This is a genomic window from Aureicoccus marinus (assembly GCF_002954325.1).
In the GTDB taxonomy this organism is placed as follows: Bacteria; Bacteroidota; Bacteroidia; order Flavobacteriales; family Flavobacteriaceae; genus Aureicoccus; species Aureicoccus marinus.
The window spans coordinates 1,301,300-1,320,636 of record NZ_MQVX01000001.1; the positions used below are offsets into that span (position 1 = coordinate 1,301,300).

The following is a 19,337-nucleotide window of genomic DNA, read 5'->3' on the forward strand; positions in this document are numbered from 1 at the left end:
CCCTCTTGTAACATTTTTCATCCTTTTCCTACACATAAATAAACGAACAATTATGAGCTGGGGAGGATTTGCACAGTATGCGAATCAGATGATGCGTGCCAACCGGGAACAACTCAAAAAGCGCAAATCACGAAATCGCGAAATTCTAGATGAACTCCATGAGGGGACAGTCGTCAATACGCCTTTGGAGTTTAAAGAAGTGAGTGCAGAAGAGCTTTACCTCATTAAGGAGGAAATTCGCGAAAGAGCCCAAAAAAGCCAAAACCGCGAAATGCTGCTCTATGCCATTTTCAGCATCATTGTACTGGTCATTGTCGTCAGAATCATGCTAGCAACTTTCAGTTAGACCAATTATTCATCAATCAAATTTATCATCATGGGAGGAGGAGGACATATGCTTTCGGCGAACAAATCGCTGAAAGAAAACAGAGCATTACTTAAAAAACGCCGCGACAAACGCTTTAAGGAGGAACTTCGGGAGTCTAAGCGCGGGATTGAACTGGAGTTTAAACAGGTGGCCGAAACCGAGCTGCAACTCATCAAAGAGCGCATTCGCGAAAAGGCGGAGCGGGATCACCGATCCAGTATGCGGCTACTCGGGATTGTCGCCTTTATTCTGATTGCTATTGCAGCCTGGATCACCCTACTGAGCTACGGTATGGAAAGGCTGAATTTTTAAGCCAATTAATCGCTGACTATCAATGAGTTAAAATTTTCTCTTAACGTTAATGTAACATTGTAAGACTTTTCGCTACCTATAAATAAACGAACAATTATGGGTAACGCTTCTGGATCAAATGCCCTGAATATTTTCAAAGGGCTTACGCTGTTTAAAAAGAATGAAAATGATTCCATGTCTTCATCACACGGGGAATCTGAATTTAACTTTAACGAAGCCGATCCGCAGGAAATGCGGAGGATTCGACGAGTCATGAAAAGTCGATCGCGTTTGCACAAACGCAAAGAGAGGACCATGCTGCAGATCATTATTCTGCTCGCCCTGTTTGTGGCTTTTTGGATGATGATGGTGAAGGTGTGAAGCACCAAAGATCTGGCAGCTCCTTAATCCCGAAATGCTTGAACTTTCTTCAAGCTGGGCTCCAATAATCAGTACATCGAAATTTTGTTCCTTGAGGTAAAGAGAGGTACCCATAATTCTTCCCGTAGTTCCCATGGCCAGTACATAATGCGTGACAAGGCCTTCGGTATCGCGCCAAATTTCAAGGCCCCGCGTTTGTAATGTGCGGTACTGCGGTGCTCTCAGCATGGTCGCTCCTTCTAGAAAATATGACAATTTAGAGGAGAAGGTAAGCCGAAATTTTGTCGTACTTTTTACTCTGAATCAATTCCACACCGATGAAAAATATACGCTTACTCCCCTATCTATTCTTGTTCTTTCTCCTCCCCCTGCAAGCCCAAGAAGACGTTTGGGCTGAACTGGAAGAACTGGCCGTAATCGAAGAAAAAGTGATGATCCCCATGCGTGACGGTGTTCGTTTGGCTACCGATATTTACCGCCCCAATACAGACAAACCTGTCCCGGTTGTCTTCTCTCGCACCCCCTATAACTTTAATACCTGGCGCGACGGGAAGAAGACCAACCGCACCGCCCAAAGAGCCCTCCCTTGGATTAAGCGGGGGTATGCTTACGTCGTTCAAAACGAACGGGGTCGTTATTTTTCGGAAGGCGAATGGGACATCCTGGGGATGCCCCTCAGCGATGGCTACGATGCCTTTACCTGGCTGGCCGATCAAAGCTGGAGTAACGGAAAAATTGGAACCATTGGTTGTTCTTCTACAGCCGAATGGCAAATGGCAGTAGCCAGTATGAATCACCCTGCCCACGCCGCCCTGATTGCTCAAGGCTATGGAGCCGGTGTCGGGGACGTCGGACGCTTTAGAGAACAAGGCAACTGGTACCGCGGGGGAGCACACCAAATGCTCTTTTCGGCTTGGTTGTACGGCGTGGAACACGACAAATTCAAGCCCCGTATTCCGGCAGGTGCAAGCCAGGAAGACCTCATACGTATCTCCCGTTTTTACGATCTGGCTCCAGAGAACCCCAGAGTGGATATGAAGGAGGCTTTGAGCCACCTTCCTTTGACGGAACTTCTCTCGAATATCAACGGTAAACGCGAAATCTTTGACAAGATGATCGTTCGCAAACCCAATGATCCGGACTGGTACAGCGGGGGACTTTACCACGAAACCATGCCTTTTGAGAAACCCTCCTTTTGGTTTGTCTCCTGGTTTGACGTTTCCACCGGTCCGAACATTGAGCTCTTCAACCATTTAAGAAAAAATTCCTCCAAAGCCGTAGCCGATAACCAATACCTGGTCATCGCTCCTACCCTGCACTGTGGCTTTACCCGTGCTACCGAAAACACCGTTGTCGGGGAGTTGCCTGTTGGTGATGCCCGTTTAGACTACCAGCAGCTTTACGATGACTGGTACGATCACTGGCTCAAAGGGGAAGATGACACCGCTTTACGTAAAATGCCGCGGGTTCGTTACTACACCATGGGGCTGAATAAGTGGCAAACAGCAGAAGAATGGCCACCTGCCGGGACCAAGATAAAGGCTTTCTACCTCAGCAGTGCCGGAAAGGCCAATACCCGCAACGGAGATGGCACCTTGGCCAATCGCCCTCCGAAAAGAGATCAGGCAGATACCTTTGTCTACGATCCCATGAATCCGGTGGAGTCCTATGGCGGAAATGTCTGCTGTACAGGAAATGCGGTCAAGGGCGGATCCTACGACCAAAGCGTCATGGAGTTGAGAGATGATATTCTGGTCTACACCTCTGAGGTTCTCGAAAAGGACACCGAAGTGAGTGGATTTATCGAAAGCGTACTCTACGTTTCTTCCGATGCCAAAGACACGGACTTCACCATCAAACTTATTGATGTACATCCTGATGGGAGCGCCTACAACCTGGATGAAACCATTCAACGCGTACGTTACCGAGAGGGCTATGACAAGGAAGTCTTTATGGAAAAAGACAAGGTCTACAAACTAGACATGAGTCCGATGAGCACCTCCAACCTCTTTAAGAAAGGACACCGTATTCGTATCGAGGTCTCGAGCAGTAATTTTCCGCGTTTTGCACGAAACCTGAATACTGGCGGAAACAATTACGACGAAACAGAAGCCGTCATCGCGACCAACAAAATTCACCACTCCAAGACTTATCCTTCGCGGGTAATGCTGCCCATTCAGTATTAAAATTATTAGAGAATATAATTATAGGACAAAAAGGTTCTGAGCCAGGAAGAATACGTATCTTGAGGGAATCACTACAAGAATCCCTATAGAATGAACATGCGATTTATCCTGGCCTTACTAGCCTTGGCCAGCTTGGGTGTACACGCTCAAGAAAAAACCAAAGACTCAACCAAAAAGAAAAAGGCCACCAAGGAACTTCCCTTGGAGCCGACTCGTAAAGTCGAATTCTCGACCAACGAAGGAACCTGGATCTCACTCGACGTCAGTCCCGATGGAAAAACCATCGTTTTTGACCTGATGGGAGATCTCTACACCCTGCCGATTGGCGGCGGAAAAGCGACGGCCCTGACCTCGGGTATGGCCTACGATGTGCATCCGCGCTTTAGCCCGGACGGAAAGACCATCCTTTTTATTTCGGACAAGAGCGGAAACGACAACATTTGGACCATGGAGCTGGCCACCAAAAAGGACAAGCAGCTCACCAAAGACAAAAAGGGGAATCACTTCTCGGCCGAATGGACCGCAGACGGAGACTACATCATCGGAACCAAGGGCGGCCTGAGCATCAAGCCGCATATCTACCACAAAGATGGCGGCGCCGGAAGCAAACTGGTGGCTAAACCCGACAACCTAAAACTCACTGATCCAGCAGTATCTCCAGACGGTAAGCTGGCCTATTTCTCTCAACGCCGCGGGGCTTGGAACTACAACGCACAGCTGCCGCAGTACCAGATCGGCACTTATGATATGGAAGATGGAGACCGGGCCACCATAACCTCTAAATACGGATCGGCGTTTACTCCGACCCTTTCACCCAACGGCAAGTGGTTGGTGTACGGGACGCGTTTTGAAGACCAAACCGGCTTAATCCTGCGTGACCTAAAGAGCGGAAAGGAAGAGTGGTTGGCCTACCCTATTCAGCGGGATGAACAAGAGTCCATCGCCCCTCTAGGGGTTCTACCGGCCATGAGCTTTACGCCAGACAGCAAGGAACTGATCGTTTCTTACGGCGGAAAAATCCACAGCATCAATATCGCTAACAAAACCTCCAGAAACATTCCGTTTGAAGTGGATGTAAAACTGGATATGGGGCCACGTTTGGAATTCAAATACCCTATTGAAGACAACAAGACGGCTTTCGCAACCCAAATTCGCGATGCCCGCCCTTCACCGGATGGCAAGAAACTCGCTTTTACTGCCCTGAACCGTCTGTACATCATGGATTACCCAAACGGCACTCCAAAGCGTTTGACCAAAAATGATTTTGTGGAGGCGCACCCTTCTTGGTCGCCTGACGGCAAATATCTGGTCTTTGCGACCTGGAATAAAAACGAAGGGCACTTGTACAAGGTCAATACCACAGGACGGGCCAGACCGCAACGCCTAACCCAAGAAAGCGGGCTCTATATGAACCCCGAATGGTCCTACAACAGCAATCGAATTGCCTTTACCCGTGGAAGTTCCCAGACCTTCTCCGATATGGTCGGTCCCTTTAGCGGAAGACTGCAAGAAGACCTGGTTTGGATCAATGCTGACGGAGGTCCTGTGGTCATGATCGACAAATCCAAAGGGCGAGGCCGTCCGCATTTCAGTAAGAAAGACGACCGCATATACCTTTCGGCCGGTCGTAAACTGATCTCTATCCGCTGGGATGGAACAGATCAAAAAGAGCACTTGAACCTCAAAGGAATAGTCACTTTTGGGTTCGGAGATTTTATTCACGATGAGTACGGCGGCCACTCCATCATTCACTTCCATGGAGGCAAGGAGCCGAGAGACCGCTCTTCCATTCCGAACGAGATTCGCATCTCGCCGGATGGAAAATCCGCCCTGGCCAAGATCAACAACGATATCTATTCCATGTTGATCCCCAAATACGGGCAAACACCGACCCTCTCGCTTGCCAATGCAGCGAATGCAGCCTTTCCGGCCAAGAAGCTCACCACCATGGGAGGTGAATTCCCCAGCTGGTCTTCAGATAACAAGAGAATCCACTGGTCCTTAGGGGCAAGCCACTTCCAATACGATTTGGCCGCTTCCGAGCAATTCGCCGACAGCCTAGCGGCAGCCAAGAAAAAGGAAAAGGAGCTCGAGAAGAAAAAGGACAGTACTCAAAAGAAGGATGACAAGAAAAAGGAAAAGAAGAAAGATCCGAAATACCTGGCCAAAGAGTATGAGGTCAAGGTGCCTTACACCAAGTACGCGCCGGAAGGGGACCTCTTGCTTCAAGGAGGACGCCTGATCACCATGAAAGGCAAGGAAGTCATCGAAAACGGTGATATCTGGGTTCAGAACAACCGCATCAAAGCCATTGGGCTCAGCGGAAGTCTGTCCGTTCCACGTGGGACTAAGGTGATTGACGTCTCGGGCAAGACCTTGGTTCCAGGTTTTGTCGATACCCACGCCCATATGTGGCCTGCCTGGGGTATTCATAAAAATCAAGTGTGGCCCTACACCGCCAACCTGGCCTATGGGGTAACCACCACCCGGGATCCGCAGACCGCGACGACGGATGTATTGACCTATGGTGATATGGTGGAAGCTGGTATGATGGACGGACCTCGTATTTACAGCACCGGTCCTGGTGTTGGGTTCTGGGGGTACAACCTGACCAGTCTGGACCACACCAAAGAGGTCTTGAAGCAATACAGCAAGTACTTCAACACCAAAACCATCAAAATGTATTTGGTGGGGAACCGTCAACAACGTCAATGGGTGGTTGAAGCTTGTCGTGAGTTGAAGCTGATGCCAACCACAGAAGGTGGCTTGGACTTCAAACTCAACATGACCCAGCTGCTCGATGGTTATCCAGGACATGAACACGCGCTGCCGATTTATCCGCTCTACAAAGATGTGATTCAATCTGTGGCCGAGTCGAAAATGGCCGTGACTCCTACCCTGTTGGTTTCTTACGGAGGCCCTTGGGCAGAGAACTACTTCTACTCCCGTGAAGATGTTTGGGGAGACAAAAAGATCCAACACTTCACGCCTTACAGCGAGTTGGCTTCTAAATCCAGAAGAAGACCGGGTTGGTTTATGGACGAAGAGCACGTATTCCAAAAACACGCTGAATTCATCAAGGATTTGGTAGAAGCGGGTGGTTTGGCCGGAATCGGTAGTCACGGACAATTGCAAGGCCTGGGTTACCACTGGGAACTGTGGTCAGTGGCTAGTGGAGGCTTAAACAACCACGACGCTCTGCGGGTAGCGACCATTATCGGTGCAGAAGACATCGGATTGGATGGCGACCTGGGTAGTTTGGAAGACGGCAAGTTGGCCGATATCGTCATTCTCGAAAAGAACCCCCTAGATGATTTGCGCAACACCAATACAGTGGCTTACGTGATCAAGAACGGGAAGGTTTACAATGCCGATACCCTGGACGAGGTTTGGCCTGAGGAGGCGAAGGCAGCCCCTTTCTCCTGGCAGACACCCAAGCCCGAAGGCTTACCGGGAATCAAAAAATAAGCACGCAAAAAGCGGGCCTCTTGGGGCCCGCTTTTCATTAGTGGTCAATGGTTTAGTATAGACTACTTAATCTTGTCTTTATTGATATACCCTGGCATATCCAAGTACCAATCCTGGTTCACCTGGCCGCCTGAAAGAGCCCAGGCCTGGAAGTAGTTGAACACGCTATCGATTCCTACTTTCTCACGAGGCACATAAACTGATCCCTGAAGGAGCATGGCCCAAGGCAATCCGTTTTCGGTTTTGTAGTTTCCTTCGGTATCTTGAGAAGTGGCGTCCTTTGCGAATTGAGCATCTCCCAGAGCCGTTGGCATTTTAAAAGGTAAGTGCACTTCTCTTTCTCTTTGTTTGTTGACGATCAAGAAAGGATCGATTTCGAAGTTCTGGTATACAGCAGCATCCAAAGGCGCCGTAAACTCGATGGACAATTCTTTAATCTTGTGGCCCATACGACTGTGATCATCGGTCAGAATCAAGACCGCATCTTGCTGATTGGCCTCGACACCATTACTAGCCAGGTTTATGTAGTTGTGGAAGAGACGATTTCCGTTTACCTGAGCTATTTGGTTACTCGCAAAGTTTCTCATCGCTAATCCAAAGCCATTGGTCATCCCAGCACCATCATTCACTACTCGGAATAACACGTTTGTTTTGACCAATTGGTTTTGAGCATTCAAAAAGTACTCGTAGTGGTACTCCATGGTGGTATCGTTGAAGTCGTAGTCACCCAAATAAGGCCACAGATCTTCTGACATAAAGGTCATCCATCCATTCTTCGAAGGAATAAACCGTCGGTACGCCAAGCTAGGGTCCGCTGGAAACTCATCGTTGCTGTCAGCCACTCCGTCACCATCAGTATCGGTCATATCGATATCAATTGACCAGTCTCCGTAGCACAGGTCAGTTATCGCAAATCCAAGGTTATTCCAAGCGGTATTCCACTCCCCAGTAGTCGGGTTCAACTGAATCAAACTGGCAGAAACTTCGCTGTCAGAAATCCACAGCATCCCGTCTTCATCCATTGCAATTCCGGTTGGCTCAAAAGGCAATTCCTCCGTGTTAATTTTAGTAGCATCAAAGCTGTTTCCATTCATTTTCAAAGCGTACACTCCGCTCGCAGTAGCCATAAAGAGCTCTCCGTTCGGTGTCATCGTCATATCGCCACCCTGGCTTTCTGGCATTCCCTGAATACGGAAATTCCCAGTCAGGCGAGCATCAATTTTAGACAGTACCCGTATACGATTACCATTAGAAACATAAAGTGATTTGGCATCAGGACCCTTGGTCATCCTCTGAGCCTCAAGAGACCCCGCATTGCCCTCAAAAGACCAAAAGCCCTCTGCAATATCAAACTTGCGTAAAATGCTGAAATTACGGTCCTGTGCTAAAGCGTAAATAACCTGTTCTTCGGCTGAATAAGTAGTAGCATTGGTTCCTTCAGGAAGGATATCCAAAAGCACGGTCTCTCCTGTAGTTGGATCGATCAAGTTCAGCTCAGCTGTCCCATTGATGGCGATCAAATAGGTATTGTGTCCAGTCTTGCTCGTCGTCAAATTCATTCCCTTTCCAACTGCTGAAGTATTCAAAGACAATACTCCTTCTTCCGCCCGAAAGAAGGTTCCTTGGTAAGTCTTGCCCACTCGGCGCCGAACATAAATCTGATTGGTATAGGTTGGAATAGCAGCTCGAATTTGCAAAACCCCATTTTGGGCAGCTCCGCTAAAGATTTCATCCAAAAGATTAATACTATCTAAGCCATACTTTTGGTTAGCAGTCTTCACCTCCTGATTAGCCATAGCATACTGCTCAGGATTCAAAAGATCTCTGTGATATAGGTATACATTATAGTGGGCATCGGTGTCATTGTCCTGAATATCCAATGCGAATTTGGCACTGGTTTCGTAATCGAAGTCTTCAGGAAAATCCACATCGCTTATCTTAGACTCGGTTTCTTCCGCCTGCTTTACTTCCTCTGCAACGGGTTGGTCAATACCCCCTAGGGAACATGATAAGGAAGCACTAATAATCAGTATCGTAACAAACGTCTTATTCATGACTCGTACTTTTGATTCTGGTATTTCAATATCTAAAGACACCACCCCCGTCCTCCTGCATTAGCTCTGAATTTGGGTTTTGACAAGTTGGATCGACAAGGACTATCGACGAATGGTAAATTTTCTTGAAGGTCAATTCTTACAGTGCTGGCTATTCACCCGTATTTTTTGCAATTTGTAGGACGAATTCAATCATCAATCATGAAACGTATCTTGCTTTTGGGCCTCCTTTTTGGCCTTTGCTTCTCTTGCCAAAATCAAAATGAACTTACCCCTGAAAATGTGTCCCAAATTCAAGCAGAATTGCAGACGATTCTTGAAGTGGATCAGGCCTATGCGGGAATCCCTCCAAAGGAATTAAGGGATCAATGGGGTCATAAGAAGGCTTGGGACATCTTTATGGAAAAGCGAGACAGTGTTAGTTTGCAACACCAAGCGCAAGTAAAAGAGTGGTACGATACCTACGGCTACCTCGGATTTGATCAAGTAGGCGAAGAGGCCAGCAGTAACTTTTGGATTGTGATTCAACACGCAGACAACGACCTGCCTTTTCAGCAAAAAATGCTGGAAGTTATGCAGGAAGAGTTGAAAAAGAACAATGTACGTCCCAGTGAGTACGCCCTGCTGGAAGACCGGGTCAATGTGGCCCTGAAAAAGAAACAGCGCTTTGGCACGCAGGTGACCTACAACGACAAAGGGCAAGCCATACCCATAAACGGCTTGGTCGATTCCCTAAACATCGAGACCCTCAGAGCAGAATACAAATTGCAGTCTTTCAAAGAGTACTGCAACCAAATGACCGAGGCCCATTTCTTTATGAACAAAGACTATTTAGCCGAAAAGGGAATTACAGAACCTCAGCTGTACGAATAGGGAGCCTGTGCACCTTTGATCGACCTACTTGTGCTCAGAAAGTAAATCTTCCGCTATAGTTTTATTCTTTTTATTTATACCAAATCTAAATTAGGTCGTATTTTTGTGTTCGATGCTTTAGCAAAAAGAACACATGAAGAAAATCGTTTTATCCCTACTGCCTGTACTCGCTTTCCTCTCTTTTGCTTCTATAAATGCGCAAGAGAATATATTCCTCAACAGAGACTACTGGAAGGCGAATCCCAGTATTGCTCAAATAGAAAAAGACAGAGCAACTCCCGGTAACGATCTGACCGAACTCAACTCCAATGCATTTGATGCGGTCTGTTACGCCATCCTGGAAAAAGCCAATAACAAAACAATTCAACACCTCTTAAAGGCCGAAGGAAACGGTGTCAACAAAATCACCCATGACAGCCGAACCTATTTGTTCTGGGCTGCCCTTCGAAACAACCTGGACCTGATGAAGTACCTGGTCGCTCAGGGAGCCCGATTGGATTTAAAAGACAGCCACGGAAATACGGTCATGACCTTCGCCGCCAATGCCGGTCAAGCCAATCCCGCCCTCTACGATTTCTTGATCCAAAAAGGCACGGATATCACCGAGCAAAAAAGCCTTGCTGGGGCCAATGTGCTGCACCTCCTCGCTCCTTATACCTCTGATCTGTGTGCTTTTGACTTCTTTTTGGACAAGGGGTTGAGTCTCCAGGATACCGACAAAAACGGCAACGGCTTGGTGGAGTACGCTGCCAAAGGCGGTCAAAAAACACTGATTGAGCAGCTTCTTGCCAAAAAGGTGCCTTATGTAAAAGACGGAAAAGGCTCGGCTAACGCCATGATCATGGCCAGTCAAGGCATGCGCAATAAGCCCAATTCAGTGGAATTCTTCCACTACTTGGAAGGCTTGGGAATCAGTCCCAAAGTCACCGATGCCGAAGGAAGAAACCCCCTCCATATCCTGGCTTACCGTGGAAAAGACCAAGCAGTCTTCAATTACTTCCTGAATAAAGGGGTAGATGTAAATGAAAAAGACAAGGAAGGGAGAACGGCTTTTATGAATGCGGCCTACCTGAACTCTTTAGAGATGATCAAATTCCTTGCTCCCAGGGTATTTGGAATCAACGACTGGGATAAAGAAGGTCGTTCTGCTCTGGCCTACGCCATCCAGAGAAACAGTCCAGAAGTGGTCAACTTTTTGCTCGAAAAAGGAGCTGATGCCAAGTTTATTGATGCTAAAGGGAATACAGCCGCCTACTACCTCACTCGCAGTTTTAGCCCGCGGAATACCGAAGCCTTCGAAGCGAAGCTGGCCATGCTCGAAAGCAAAGGGGTATCGTTAAAAGAGATGCAGCACGGGGGAAACACCTTGGCTCACCTCGCTGCCAAGGAGAACAATCTGGCACTGCTCAAGCGCCTGGAGGAATATCAACTCGCCTTAAACAGCCGCAATATGGACGGTAATACCGCCCTGCACTTGGCCGCTATGTCCGCCAAAAATGAAGATATCCTCAAATACCTAATCGCCCAAGGGGCAGACAAAACCGCGAAAACAGAATTTGAAGAAAGTGTACTGGATCTGGCCAAAGAGAACGAACTCCTCTCGGCCGCCGGAACCTCCCTTGACTTCCTCAAATAAGCTTAGAAGATGAAAAGAAAGATCACTCTCTTTACCGGATTATTCAGTCTACTACTGATCTCCAGCCTTTTGGTAAGCTTCAATCCTGGCCCGACCAAAGTCAGCTACAAATGCATGATCCAATTGACCAATTACAACGGGCACGGGGCTTATGTCGTTGTCTCTTTACTGGACAAAGACGGGAAATACGTCGAAACCCTCTATGTGCAGGGAGATGACGAAGAATGGTACCACGATATCCCGGAATGGTGGTCCTTTTACGAGAAAGACCAAAGCGACATTGATGCCATCACCGGGGCAACGGTTGGCGGAGGCCAAAGAACCATTCAAGTCATCCAACTCCCGGCCGATAAAATCAATGCGGGATACCAACTGCGTTTTGAAACGGCGGTGGAAGATCAGAAGTACTACGCCGATGACTTGCAGTTTGAGCTCACTACCGAAAATCTCAAAACCAAAAAAGAAGGCAAGGGTTACATTCGCTATGTGCGAATGATTCCCGCTTCTTCCTAAGCTCCTATGACCCTATCCGTATGGAGGTTTAGTCATCAATTGCTGGCACTGGCCAGCTCCCTGTTTCTTTTACTGGCCTCTGTAACGGGTATTATCCTGGCTTTTGAACCCCTGGTAGAAGGATCAAAGCCGTATTCCGCCTCTTTCAATGAACAGACCATTGGGCAAACCCTGGAGATCCTTGAGGCCCAGTACCCCGAAATCCTCTCTTTGGAAGTCGATCGCTACAACCGGGTACTCCTGGAAGGAATTGATGCAGAAGGCGCAAGCTTTCGGTATTATGTGGATCCCGAAAGCGGCAAAAAACTCGGAGAACCGGAAGAAAAGAGCGCCCTCTTTCGCTTTACCACCAACCTGCACCGCTCCCTCTTTTTAAAAAGTGTCGGTCGCTTTTTTGTAGGCTTGTTTTCTTTTTTGATGTGTCTGATCACCATCACCGGCTTTTTACTGCTGCTCCAGCGCCAAGGTGGCTGGAAGAAACTCTATTCCAAAATCCCCAAAGAAGACAAGTCTTCCTATTACCATGTTATTCTGGGGCGGTGGTTCATCCTGCCTATCCTGATTGTTGGAGCGACTGGAGTTTACCTTTCTCTAGAGAAGTTCTCTTTGCTGCCTCCCCTAGCCTTGGAACACCGCTTACCTGAACAGATCGACGAGACCATGGATGGAACAGCTTCTTACGAATTGGAGCTCTTTAAAAACACGCCCTTGGAAGAGTTGCGAAAGCTCAGCTATCCCTTTTCTGAATTTCCGGAGGATTATTTTGAAGTTGCTTTGCAAGACCGAGAACTGTGGTTGCACCAATATACCGGGGAAGCACTAAGTGAACTCTCCTACCCGTTCACCACTTTAGCGCAACGCTGGAGCATGCTGTTGCATACTGGTCAAGGCTCTCTATTGTGGGCCATCGTGCTCTTGCTAGTGGGCATCAGTTTGGTCTATTTTTTATACAGCGGTATCCGTATCTGGGGGGTTAGAACTCGAAAAACGAAGAAGTCCAGTGTCGTTGTGGTCCCTGCTGAAGAAGCTGACACCATACTGCTGGTGGGCTCGGAAACCGGAAACACCTTTGCTTTTGCCGCCCTATTACAAAAAGCGCTTTTGGATCTGGGCAAACAAACCCATGTGGCTGAACTCAACTCCTACCAAATGTACCCCAAAGCAGAGGAGCTCATCATTCTAACTGCGACTTATGGCGAAGGGGAACACACCACCAACGGACGCCACTTTTTAAAACTTCTGGACGAAGTCTCCCAACAGCAGACCTTGAACTACTCCGTAGTAGGATTTGGGTCCTTGCAATACCCCGACTTTTGCGCTTTCGCCATCGATATTGATAAAAAACTGGCTGAGCTTCCTGGGTTCGAAGAGAACAATCCCCTTTTTAAAATCAACAACCAGGATTTCAGGGCTTTCGAAACCTGGGCTCAAGGGTGGAGTGCTAAGAGTGGGCAAGTCCTCAAGCTTGAACCCCTCAAAAAGAAAAAGAAGAAACGCCGTTATATTCCCTTTGAAGTGATCGAAAAAAGTGCCTTGAATCTCGACGATACCTTCACCTTAAAGCTAAGGCCGCAAAAGAAAGCCAAGTTTACCTCCGGAGATTTGGCCGGAATCTTGGCGGAAGATGGAAACATCCGTCAATACTCCATTGCTAAAGTCGCTGGTGATTTGGTCCTCAGCGTGAAAAAACACGAACACGGACTCTGTTCCACTTTATTGAGCCAATTAGCCCCCGGAGACTCCCTGATGATCAACCTCCAAAAGAATCATGAGTTCCATTTACCTGGATTTGCCCAACACGTGCTGCTCATCGGAAACGGTACCGGGATCGCCCCTTACTTGGGTATGCTGGAGCAACATCATTCGGATAAAGAAATCCATCTGCTTGCCGGCCTGAGAACAAAGGAATCCTACGAACTTTATAAACCCTATCTGGAGGCTTATCCTCCACAGACGTTGGAGCTCGCTTTTTCTCAAGAAAAAGAGGGACAGTACGTGCAGGATATTCTTCAGCAGAAAGCTTCCTGGGTTGCCAAAGGGCTCGAAAACGAAATGGTGATCATGATCTGCGGCTCCTTAAAAATGCAAAATGGGGTCCTCGAAGTACTCGAAAACATCTGTCAGACTGAGTTGGGTGTACCCCTCAGCGATTTCGAGAACATGGAGCAGATCCGCATGGATTGCTATTGACTTACAGCTACTTACTAGAAGTTCAAAGGGTTCAATTCACGAGTTGACCCGGCAAAAAGGTCTCATTTCCTGAATTGAGTCGAACCGCTTGCTTGCATTTTGCAGCTTTGTCTGGAATCCAAAAAGCAACAGACATGAAAAAAGCACTTTTATTGGCCCTCACCCTCGGACTCTTCTCAAACCTTTCAGCTCAAAACTTTAAAACCAAAAAAGCGCGGACCCTAACCTGGATTGGGAAGGCGGCTTATGGCTCCTACGAACCCCGTGGAGAAATCAAGTTGAAATCGGCCCAAATGAATATCGAAGAGAATACCCTGACCTCCCTGGAGCTCATCATCGATATGCAAAGCCTGAGCCACGATAACAGCCGATTAGAAAAGCACCTGAAAAATGCGGATTTCTTTGAAGTGGACAAATACCCCCAAGCCCGCTTCACCTTAAAAGAAGCGGTTAGCCTAGAGGAGCAAACCCTCAAGCTGCGCGGAATGTTGACAGTAAAAGACAAGACCCAGTTCGAAGAATTCGAGGTGGCCATCACCCAACTCGAAGACGAAGTGGTCCTGCAATTCAAGGTCAATGTTAACCGCATCGACTATGGGGTTACCTACAATTCCCCCACTCTATTTCAAACGATGAAAAACGATGCCATTGACGACAACTTCCAGCTGAAAGGCCGCGTACAGCTCTTTGCTCTTTAGAGCGTTATAAACATAAAAAAGCCCGACAGTAGCAATACCGCCGGGCTTTTCACTTCACTGATTAGCGCCTTACTTAGCAGCCATATAGCCTTTAAAAGCGTTGATGCGTTCAACGATCGTCTGATCGTAGTTGCTTCCCTTATACTTTTCGAAAGTCTTGCGCGAGATTCCTTTAAACCAAACGGTTTCGTTTAGCGTAGCCACTTCTTTTCCTTCCAAAGAACGCTTGATGTAGAGGTTTCCGGAAGAAAGCTTCGTTCTTAGGGTGTAGGATTGACCAGGAACCCATTCGGTAATCTCAACTTCAAATACTTTTCCGTCTGCAGCGATCGCTTGACAGACTAAGTTCTCAGACAATTCTTCTTGGCAGCGAACGTCCACGATACCGGAGTCCCACTCCTTAAACATTTTAAAATCGATCAGGTTGTTCCAAGCTTGCTCGACATTAGTACTTAAGCGAACAGATTGGCTAAAACTCTTCCCGTTTCCGGCCTGTGCAAACAGGGCTACGGGAGCAACAAACAATAGAAATGCGATGACATTTTTCATAGTGGAGAATAGTATATTGATGAATAACTTTTACGAGAATAAAAGTCCTACTCTCTTCCCTGAAAAACTGTGTCAAATGACACACTAACACTTTTTTAAGAATTCTTTAAGAAGTCACCAGTTTACGGCGAATGCGGTGGAGGGTTTCGCGCGAAATACCCAGAAAAGAGGCCAGGGCTTGAACCGGTACAATTTTGACGACATCTGGCTGGTTTTCGACCATATCCAGGTAACGTTCTTCCGCGGTCATGGACGAGTATTTCATGGTCGCTATCAACTTTTCTGAAAGCAGGCGTTCTGTGATACGGCTGATGAGGCCATTGAGCTCTTCGTTCTCGGCTTTGATCGCATCGTAGCCCTTTCTACTGAGCTCAAAGTATTTGACAGGACTCAAGGCGATACATTCGACCGGAGAGGGTTCCAGATCGTAAAAGCTCTCGAGTACAGTCCAGCAGCTGATGGGACCTTCGATCCGGCGGGTAAGCTTTTCCCCTTCTTCGTTTAAGGCGAAACAATGCACATACCCTTCCTCAATACAATACATGGAATTAACCGGCTGCCCCAAATCAATTAAGTGATCCCCTTTCTTCAAGGTCTTCTCTTCAATATGGCGAACCAAAAAGTCCATATTCGCCTTGGAAACAGAACCAAATTGATTGAGGTAATCGATTAGTGCTTGCATAGAATAAAGGTACGCCATAATGGCAATAAAGAGGTAATAAGGTAATCAGAAAAGAGGGGTTTTAACTATTTGATTATCGCCACTCCACTTTCTGAAAACGGGTATTCTTTTTAAAGTGCTCTGGGGTATTGGCCAGGATGGATTTGCGCATTTCTGTGATGAGCTTTTCTTTGGTGAAATGCTTGTGGACCACAATACTTACCTCACGCACCGGCTGGGGTTCATCGAAGTAACGCACATTGTGCTGGTCGTTTTTGGAATTGTAAGAGAGCTCTGGAATAAGGGTATAGCCAGAAACCTTCCGAACCATCTCTTTTAAGGTTTCGATGGTCCCCCCTTCCATAACCAAATTGCGGTGCTGCTCAGAAACATCGAATTCACAGATGTTAAGGGTCTGGTTGCGAAAGCAGTGGCCTTGTTTCAGAATCCATAAACCTTCCGGCTTGAGTTGACTACTGTTCACCGTATACTCCTTGAGTAAGGGATTCTTTTGATCCGTAAAAATTAAGAAGGGCTCGTAAAAAAGGGGGATCTCGCGCAGATTACTCTCGTGCAGAGGCGTCGCCATCAGGCCCATATCGAGCTGCTTGTTTTCGAGTTGTTCCATGATCCGGTGACTCTGCAACTCTTCAATAATCAGACGGGTAGTCGGATGGCTCTCCATAAAATCCGAAATAAATAAAGGCAACAGACTTGGCGCTAGTGTAGGAATGACACCAACTCTAAACTCCCCAACCATCTGATTGCGGTCTTGCTTAACCAGGGTTTTGAGTTCCTCCATTTCGCCTAAAACGCGAGACGCTTTTTGAATAAAGGATTCCCCAAAAGGTGTTGGCTTTAAGGGTTGGGTGCTGCGGTCAAAGAGAACCATCCCCACTTCCTCTTCCAGTTTTTTGACCTGCAAGGTCAGCGTGGGTTGGGCTACATGACAACTCTCTGCCGCCTTCACAAAATGCCGGTGCTTATCGAGTGCGAGGATGTATTTTAACTGCTGGAGAGTCATATTTATTTTATAAATACAAATCTACCCATTATCTATTTGATAAATGGATAAAAGTAAGTGATCTTTGCAAGCGAATTACTTTTAGAACTGAATAAATCCCTAGATAAACCCAAGAAAATGAAAGAAATGGACAACGGAAGTGGAAAATGCCCCTTCATGCATGGAGGCAACACTTCGACCGGCACAACCGACAAACACTGGTGGCCCAACTCTTTGAATTTGGACATTCTACACCAACACGATTCCAAATCCAACCCCATGGACGAGGATTTCGACTACCACGAGGCACTCAAAAGCCTGGATGTAGATGCCCTGACAAAAGACATGCACGCCCTGATGACCGACAGCCAGGACTGGTGGCCGGCTGACTGGGGACACTATGGAGGATTTATGATCCGCATGGCTTGGCACGCTGCCGGAACCTACCGCACCGCTGATGGACGTGGAGGTGGTGGAACCGGTGACCAGCGTTTCGCTCCGCTAAATTCCTGGCCCGATAACGCCAGCTTGGACAAAGCCAGAAGATTGCTTTGGCCGATCAAAAAGAAATACGGAAACAGCATCAGCTGGGCCGATTTATTCATTTTAGCCGGGAACATCGCTTACGAGAGCATGGGCCTAAAGACCTTTGGATTCTCTTTCGGGCGTACCGACATCTGGCACCCGCTAAAGGATGTTTACTGGGGAGACGAGAAGAAATGGCTAGAGCCGAGTGAAAGCCGCTACGCCAACCTGGAAGATCCTTCTACCCTGGAAAATCCGTTGGCCGCAACCCACATGGGACTGATCTATGTAAACCCAGAAGGAGTTAACGGAAAGCCTGATCCGCTAAAAACCGCAGCTCAGGTACGTGAGACCTTTGGGCGTATGGCGATGAACGATGAAGAAACCGCTGCCCTTACCTGTGGTGGACACACGGTCGGAAAAGCACACGGTAACGGAAACGCTGACATTCTTGGCCCAGAGCCAGAAGGAGCGGCAATCGAAGAACAAGGTTTCGGTTGGGCCAACAACCAAAATACAGGACACGGTCAATTCGCGGTAACCAGTGGTATTGAAGGTGCATGGACCAAGGAGCCTACCAAGTGGGACAACGGTTACCTCGACATGTTGTTCAACCACGAATGGGAGCTTCGCAAGAGTCCTGCTGGAGCTTGGCAATGGGAGCCAACGGACATCGCTGAAGAAGACAAGCCGGTTGATGTTTTGGATCCTTCCGTACGCCACAACCCCATCATGACGGATGCCGATATGGCCATGAAAATGGATCCGGCTTACCGCGAAATCTGCTTGAAGTTCAAAGAAGATCACGCTTACTTTTCGGACACCTTTGCCCGCGCCTGGTTCAAATTGACCCACCGCGATATGGGACCGAAAACCCGTTACATCGGACCGGATGTTCCTGCGGAAGACCTGATCTGGCAAGATCCTATTCCTGCAGGAAACGCGAGCTACGATGTGGACGCTGTTAAAGCGAAAATCGAAGCGGCTGGTCTAAGTATTTCGGAGATGGTGTCTACCGCTTGGGATAGTGCCCGTACTTACCGCGGATCAGATATGCGTGGAGGAGCCAATGGTTCCCGTATTCGCTTGGCCCCTCAGAACAGCTGGGTTGCCAATGAGCCAGAGCGCCTATCCAAGGTCCTTGCCGTCTACGAGGCCATCGCCGCTGAATTCGGAATCAGTGTAGCAGACGTCATTGTTTTGGCTGGAAATATCGGTGTTGAAAAGGCGGCTCAGGCCGGTGGCATTAACATCAGTGTTCCTTTCTCTCCAGGACGAGGAGATGCTACGGCGGAGATGACCGACGTTGATTCCTTTGAGCCCTTGGAGCCATTCGCTGATGGATTCAGAAACTTCCAAAAGCAAGACTACTCTTCTACTCCAGAAGAAATGCTATTGGATCGTGCGCAGCTTATGGGCTTGACTGCACCAGAAATGACCGTACTTCTTGGAGGTATGCGTGTGATTGGAACCAACTACGGAGGAACCAAGCACGGGGTATTTACCGATAAGGAAGGAGCCTTGAGCAACGATTTCTTTGTGAACTTGACGGACATGGCCTACAAGTGGGTCCCGGCCGGAGAGAACCTGTACGAAATCCGTGAGCGCAGCACAGACGAGTTCGTCTGGACGGCAACACGTGCTGACCTGGTCTTTGGATCAAATTCAATTTTACGTGCTTACGCGGAGCTTTACGCGCAAGACGACAACAACGAAAAGTTTGTTCGGGATTTTGTAAGTGCCTGGACAAAAGTGATGAATGCTGATCGTTTTGATCTGAACTAGTCCTCTTTTTATGCTATATGAAAAAGGCTGCCTGGCGACAGGTGGCCTTTTTTATGCCCTAGAAATACTGGCCAATCCCAAAAACAAAGCCTTGGGTGGAGTCCGGAGTAAGCCCATACCCGTAGTCGATGCGGAAGATGGCAAGAAGTGATTTTTT

The 19,337-nt window shown here is 47.8% G+C and carries 16 protein-coding genes and 1 pseudogene; 12 read left to right on the plus strand and 5 right to left on the minus strand.

Translation table 11 applies throughout. The features are described 5' to 3' along the window. The first annotated feature begins 52 nt into the window (after nucleotides 1–52). The 3 genes from BST99_RS06040 (at nucleotide 53) to BST99_RS14325 (ending at nucleotide 1,039) form a co-directional block, all read left to right on the plus strand. Nucleotides 53–346 (plus strand): hypothetical protein, encoded by a 294-nt coding sequence (locus BST99_RS06040; protein WP_105001005.1) that lies wholly within the window; start codon nucleotides 53–55, stop codon nucleotides 344–346. Nucleotides 347–376: 30 nt separating this feature from the next. Continuing rightward, nucleotides 377–679: a hypothetical protein gene (locus BST99_RS06045; RefSeq protein ID WP_105001006.1), complete on the plus strand. Its 303-nt coding sequence runs from the start codon at nucleotides 377–379 to the stop codon at nucleotides 677–679. 96 nt (nucleotides 680–775) lie between these two features. Further along, nucleotides 776–1,039 (plus strand): hypothetical protein, encoded by a 264-nt coding sequence (locus BST99_RS14325; protein ID WP_105001007.1) that lies wholly within the window; start codon nucleotides 776–778, stop codon nucleotides 1,037–1,039. Between the two features lie 81 nt (nucleotides 1,040–1,120). On the opposite strand, the pseudogene BST99_RS14600 reads toward BST99_RS14325, so the two are convergent. Then, nucleotides 1,121–1,267: pseudogene (locus tag BST99_RS14600) on the minus strand (hypothetical protein); the annotation flags it as partial. An 89-nt stretch (nucleotides 1,268–1,356) separates the two neighbouring features. Here BST99_RS14600 and BST99_RS06055 point away from each other — a divergent pair. Continuing rightward, nucleotides 1,357–3,225: a CocE/NonD family hydrolase gene (locus BST99_RS06055; RefSeq protein WP_105001008.1), complete on the plus strand. Its 1,869-nt coding sequence runs from the start codon at nucleotides 1,357–1,359 to the stop codon at nucleotides 3,223–3,225. A gap of 90 nt (nucleotides 3,226–3,315) precedes the next feature. Beyond that, the gene (locus tag BST99_RS06060; protein ID WP_219843818.1) at nucleotides 3,316–6,693 is read left to right on the plus strand and encodes an amidohydrolase family protein; all 3,378 of its coding nucleotides are present in this window, start codon (nucleotides 3,316–3,318) and stop codon (nucleotides 6,691–6,693) included. Nucleotides 6,694–6,755: 62 nt separating this feature from the next. Here BST99_RS06060 and BST99_RS06065 read toward each other — a convergent pair whose 3' ends face one another. Beyond that, entirely contained in the window at nucleotides 6,756–8,747 is a 1,992-nt protein-coding gene (locus BST99_RS06065; RefSeq protein WP_105001009.1) for an LruC domain-containing protein, read from the minus strand. A 201-nt stretch (nucleotides 8,748–8,948) separates the two neighbouring features. Here BST99_RS06065 and BST99_RS06070 point away from each other — a divergent pair, with 201 nt between their 5' ends. From BST99_RS06070 to BST99_RS06090, 5 genes are all read left to right on the plus strand, one after another. After that, complete coding sequence (locus tag BST99_RS06070) at nucleotides 8,949–9,620, plus strand: DUF6624 domain-containing protein (RefSeq protein WP_105001010.1); 672 nt, start codon at nucleotides 8,949–8,951, stop codon at nucleotides 9,618–9,620. Between the two features lie 133 nt (nucleotides 9,621–9,753). Next, a complete protein-coding gene (locus tag BST99_RS06075) occupies nucleotides 9,754–11,256 on the plus strand; it encodes an ankyrin repeat domain-containing protein (RefSeq protein ID WP_105001011.1) in 1,503 nt (500 codons plus the stop codon). A 9-nt stretch (nucleotides 11,257–11,265) separates the two neighbouring features. Then, nucleotides 11,266–11,769 carry a DUF2271 domain-containing protein gene (locus BST99_RS06080; RefSeq protein ID WP_105001012.1) on the plus strand — a complete coding sequence of 168 codons (504 nt, stop codon included), beginning with the start codon at nucleotides 11,266–11,268 and terminating at the stop codon, nucleotides 11,767–11,769. Between the two features lie 6 nt (nucleotides 11,770–11,775). Then, nucleotides 11,776–13,959: a PepSY domain-containing protein gene (locus BST99_RS06085; protein ID WP_105001013.1), complete on the plus strand. Its 2,184-nt coding sequence runs from the start codon at nucleotides 11,776–11,778 to the stop codon at nucleotides 13,957–13,959. Nucleotides 13,960–14,093: 134 nt separating this feature from the next. Then, nucleotides 14,094–14,657: a YceI family protein gene (locus BST99_RS06090; RefSeq protein ID WP_105001014.1), complete on the plus strand. Its 564-nt coding sequence runs from the start codon at nucleotides 14,094–14,096 to the stop codon at nucleotides 14,655–14,657. 69 nt (nucleotides 14,658–14,726) lie between these two features. Here the strand turns inward: BST99_RS06090 and BST99_RS06095 are convergent, their stop codons facing one another. The 3 genes from BST99_RS06095 to BST99_RS06105 form a co-directional block, all read right to left on the minus strand. Continuing rightward, nucleotides 14,727–15,206: a hypothetical protein gene (locus BST99_RS06095; protein WP_105001015.1), complete on the minus strand. Its 480-nt coding sequence runs from the start codon at nucleotides 15,204–15,206 to the stop codon at nucleotides 14,727–14,729. 106 nt (nucleotides 15,207–15,312) lie between these two features. Continuing rightward, on the minus strand, nucleotides 15,313–15,906 hold the full coding sequence (locus BST99_RS06100) for a Crp/Fnr family transcriptional regulator (RefSeq protein ID WP_105001016.1): 594 nt from the start codon (nucleotides 15,904–15,906) through the stop codon (nucleotides 15,313–15,315). Nucleotides 15,907–15,961: 55 nt separating this feature from the next. Then, nucleotides 15,962–16,891, minus strand: coding sequence for a LysR substrate-binding domain-containing protein (locus BST99_RS06105; RefSeq protein WP_105001017.1), 930 nt, complete (start codon nucleotides 16,889–16,891; stop codon nucleotides 15,962–15,964). A 117-nt stretch (nucleotides 16,892–17,008) separates the two neighbouring features. On the opposite strand from BST99_RS06105, the gene katG reads away from it, so the two are divergent. After that, nucleotides 17,009–19,180, plus strand: coding sequence for a catalase/peroxidase HPI (gene katG, locus BST99_RS06110; RefSeq protein ID WP_181044169.1), 2,172 nt, complete (start codon nucleotides 17,009–17,011; stop codon nucleotides 19,178–19,180). A 10-nt stretch (nucleotides 19,181–19,190) separates the two neighbouring features. Further along, complete coding sequence (locus BST99_RS14330) at nucleotides 19,191–19,331, plus strand: hypothetical protein (protein ID WP_181044170.1); 141 nt, start codon at nucleotides 19,191–19,193, stop codon at nucleotides 19,329–19,331. Nucleotides 19,332–19,337: the final 6 nt, after the last annotated feature.

What these genes read in the sequence shown, in the direction of transcription:
- BST99_RS06075 (WP_105001011.1), top strand. Translation starts at nt 9,754, where the DNA reads ATGAAGAAAATCGTTTTATCCCTACTGCCTGTACTCGCTTTCCTCTCT.
- BST99_RS06090 (WP_105001014.1), top strand. Translation starts at nt 14,094, where the DNA reads ATGAAAAAAGCACTTTTATTGGCCCTCACCCTCGGACTCTTCTCAAAC.
- BST99_RS06055 (WP_105001008.1), top strand. Translation starts at nt 1,357, where the DNA reads ATGAAAAATATACGCTTACTCCCCTATCTATTCTTGTTCTTTCTCCTC.
- BST99_RS06095 (WP_105001015.1), bottom strand. Translation starts at nt 15,206, where the DNA reads ATGAAAAATGTCATCGCATTTCTATTGTTTGTTGCTCCCGTAGCCCTG.
- BST99_RS14325 (WP_105001007.1), top strand. Translation starts at nt 776, where the DNA reads ATGGGTAACGCTTCTGGATCAAATGCCCTGAATATTTTCAAAGGGCTT.
- katG (WP_181044169.1), top strand. Translation starts at nt 17,009, where the DNA reads ATGAAAGAAATGGACAACGGAAGTGGAAAATGCCCCTTCATGCATGGA.
- BST99_RS06045 (WP_105001006.1), top strand. Translation starts at nt 377, where the DNA reads ATGGGAGGAGGAGGACATATGCTTTCGGCGAACAAATCGCTGAAAGAA.
- BST99_RS14330 (WP_181044170.1), top strand. Translation starts at nt 19,191, where the DNA reads ATGCTATATGAAAAAGGCTGCCTGGCGACAGGTGGCCTTTTTTATGCC.
- BST99_RS06085 (WP_105001013.1), top strand. Translation starts at nt 11,776, where the DNA reads ATGACCCTATCCGTATGGAGGTTTAGTCATCAATTGCTGGCACTGGCC.
- BST99_RS06065 (WP_105001009.1), bottom strand. Translation starts at nt 8,747, where the DNA reads ATGAATAAGACGTTTGTTACGATACTGATTATTAGTGCTTCCTTATCA.
- BST99_RS06060 (WP_219843818.1), top strand. Translation starts at nt 3,316, where the DNA reads ATGAACATGCGATTTATCCTGGCCTTACTAGCCTTGGCCAGCTTGGGT.
- BST99_RS06040 (WP_105001005.1), top strand. Translation starts at nt 53, where the DNA reads ATGAGCTGGGGAGGATTTGCACAGTATGCGAATCAGATGATGCGTGCC.
- BST99_RS06070 (WP_105001010.1), top strand. Translation starts at nt 8,949, where the DNA reads ATGAAACGTATCTTGCTTTTGGGCCTCCTTTTTGGCCTTTGCTTCTCT.
- BST99_RS06105 (WP_105001017.1), bottom strand. Translation starts at nt 16,891, where the DNA reads ATGACTCTCCAGCAGTTAAAATACATCCTCGCACTCGATAAGCACCGG.
- BST99_RS06100 (WP_105001016.1), bottom strand. Translation starts at nt 15,906, where the DNA reads ATGGCGTACCTTTATTCTATGCAAGCACTAATCGATTACCTCAATCAA.
- BST99_RS06080 (WP_105001012.1), top strand. Translation starts at nt 11,266, where the DNA reads ATGAAAAGAAAGATCACTCTCTTTACCGGATTATTCAGTCTACTACTG.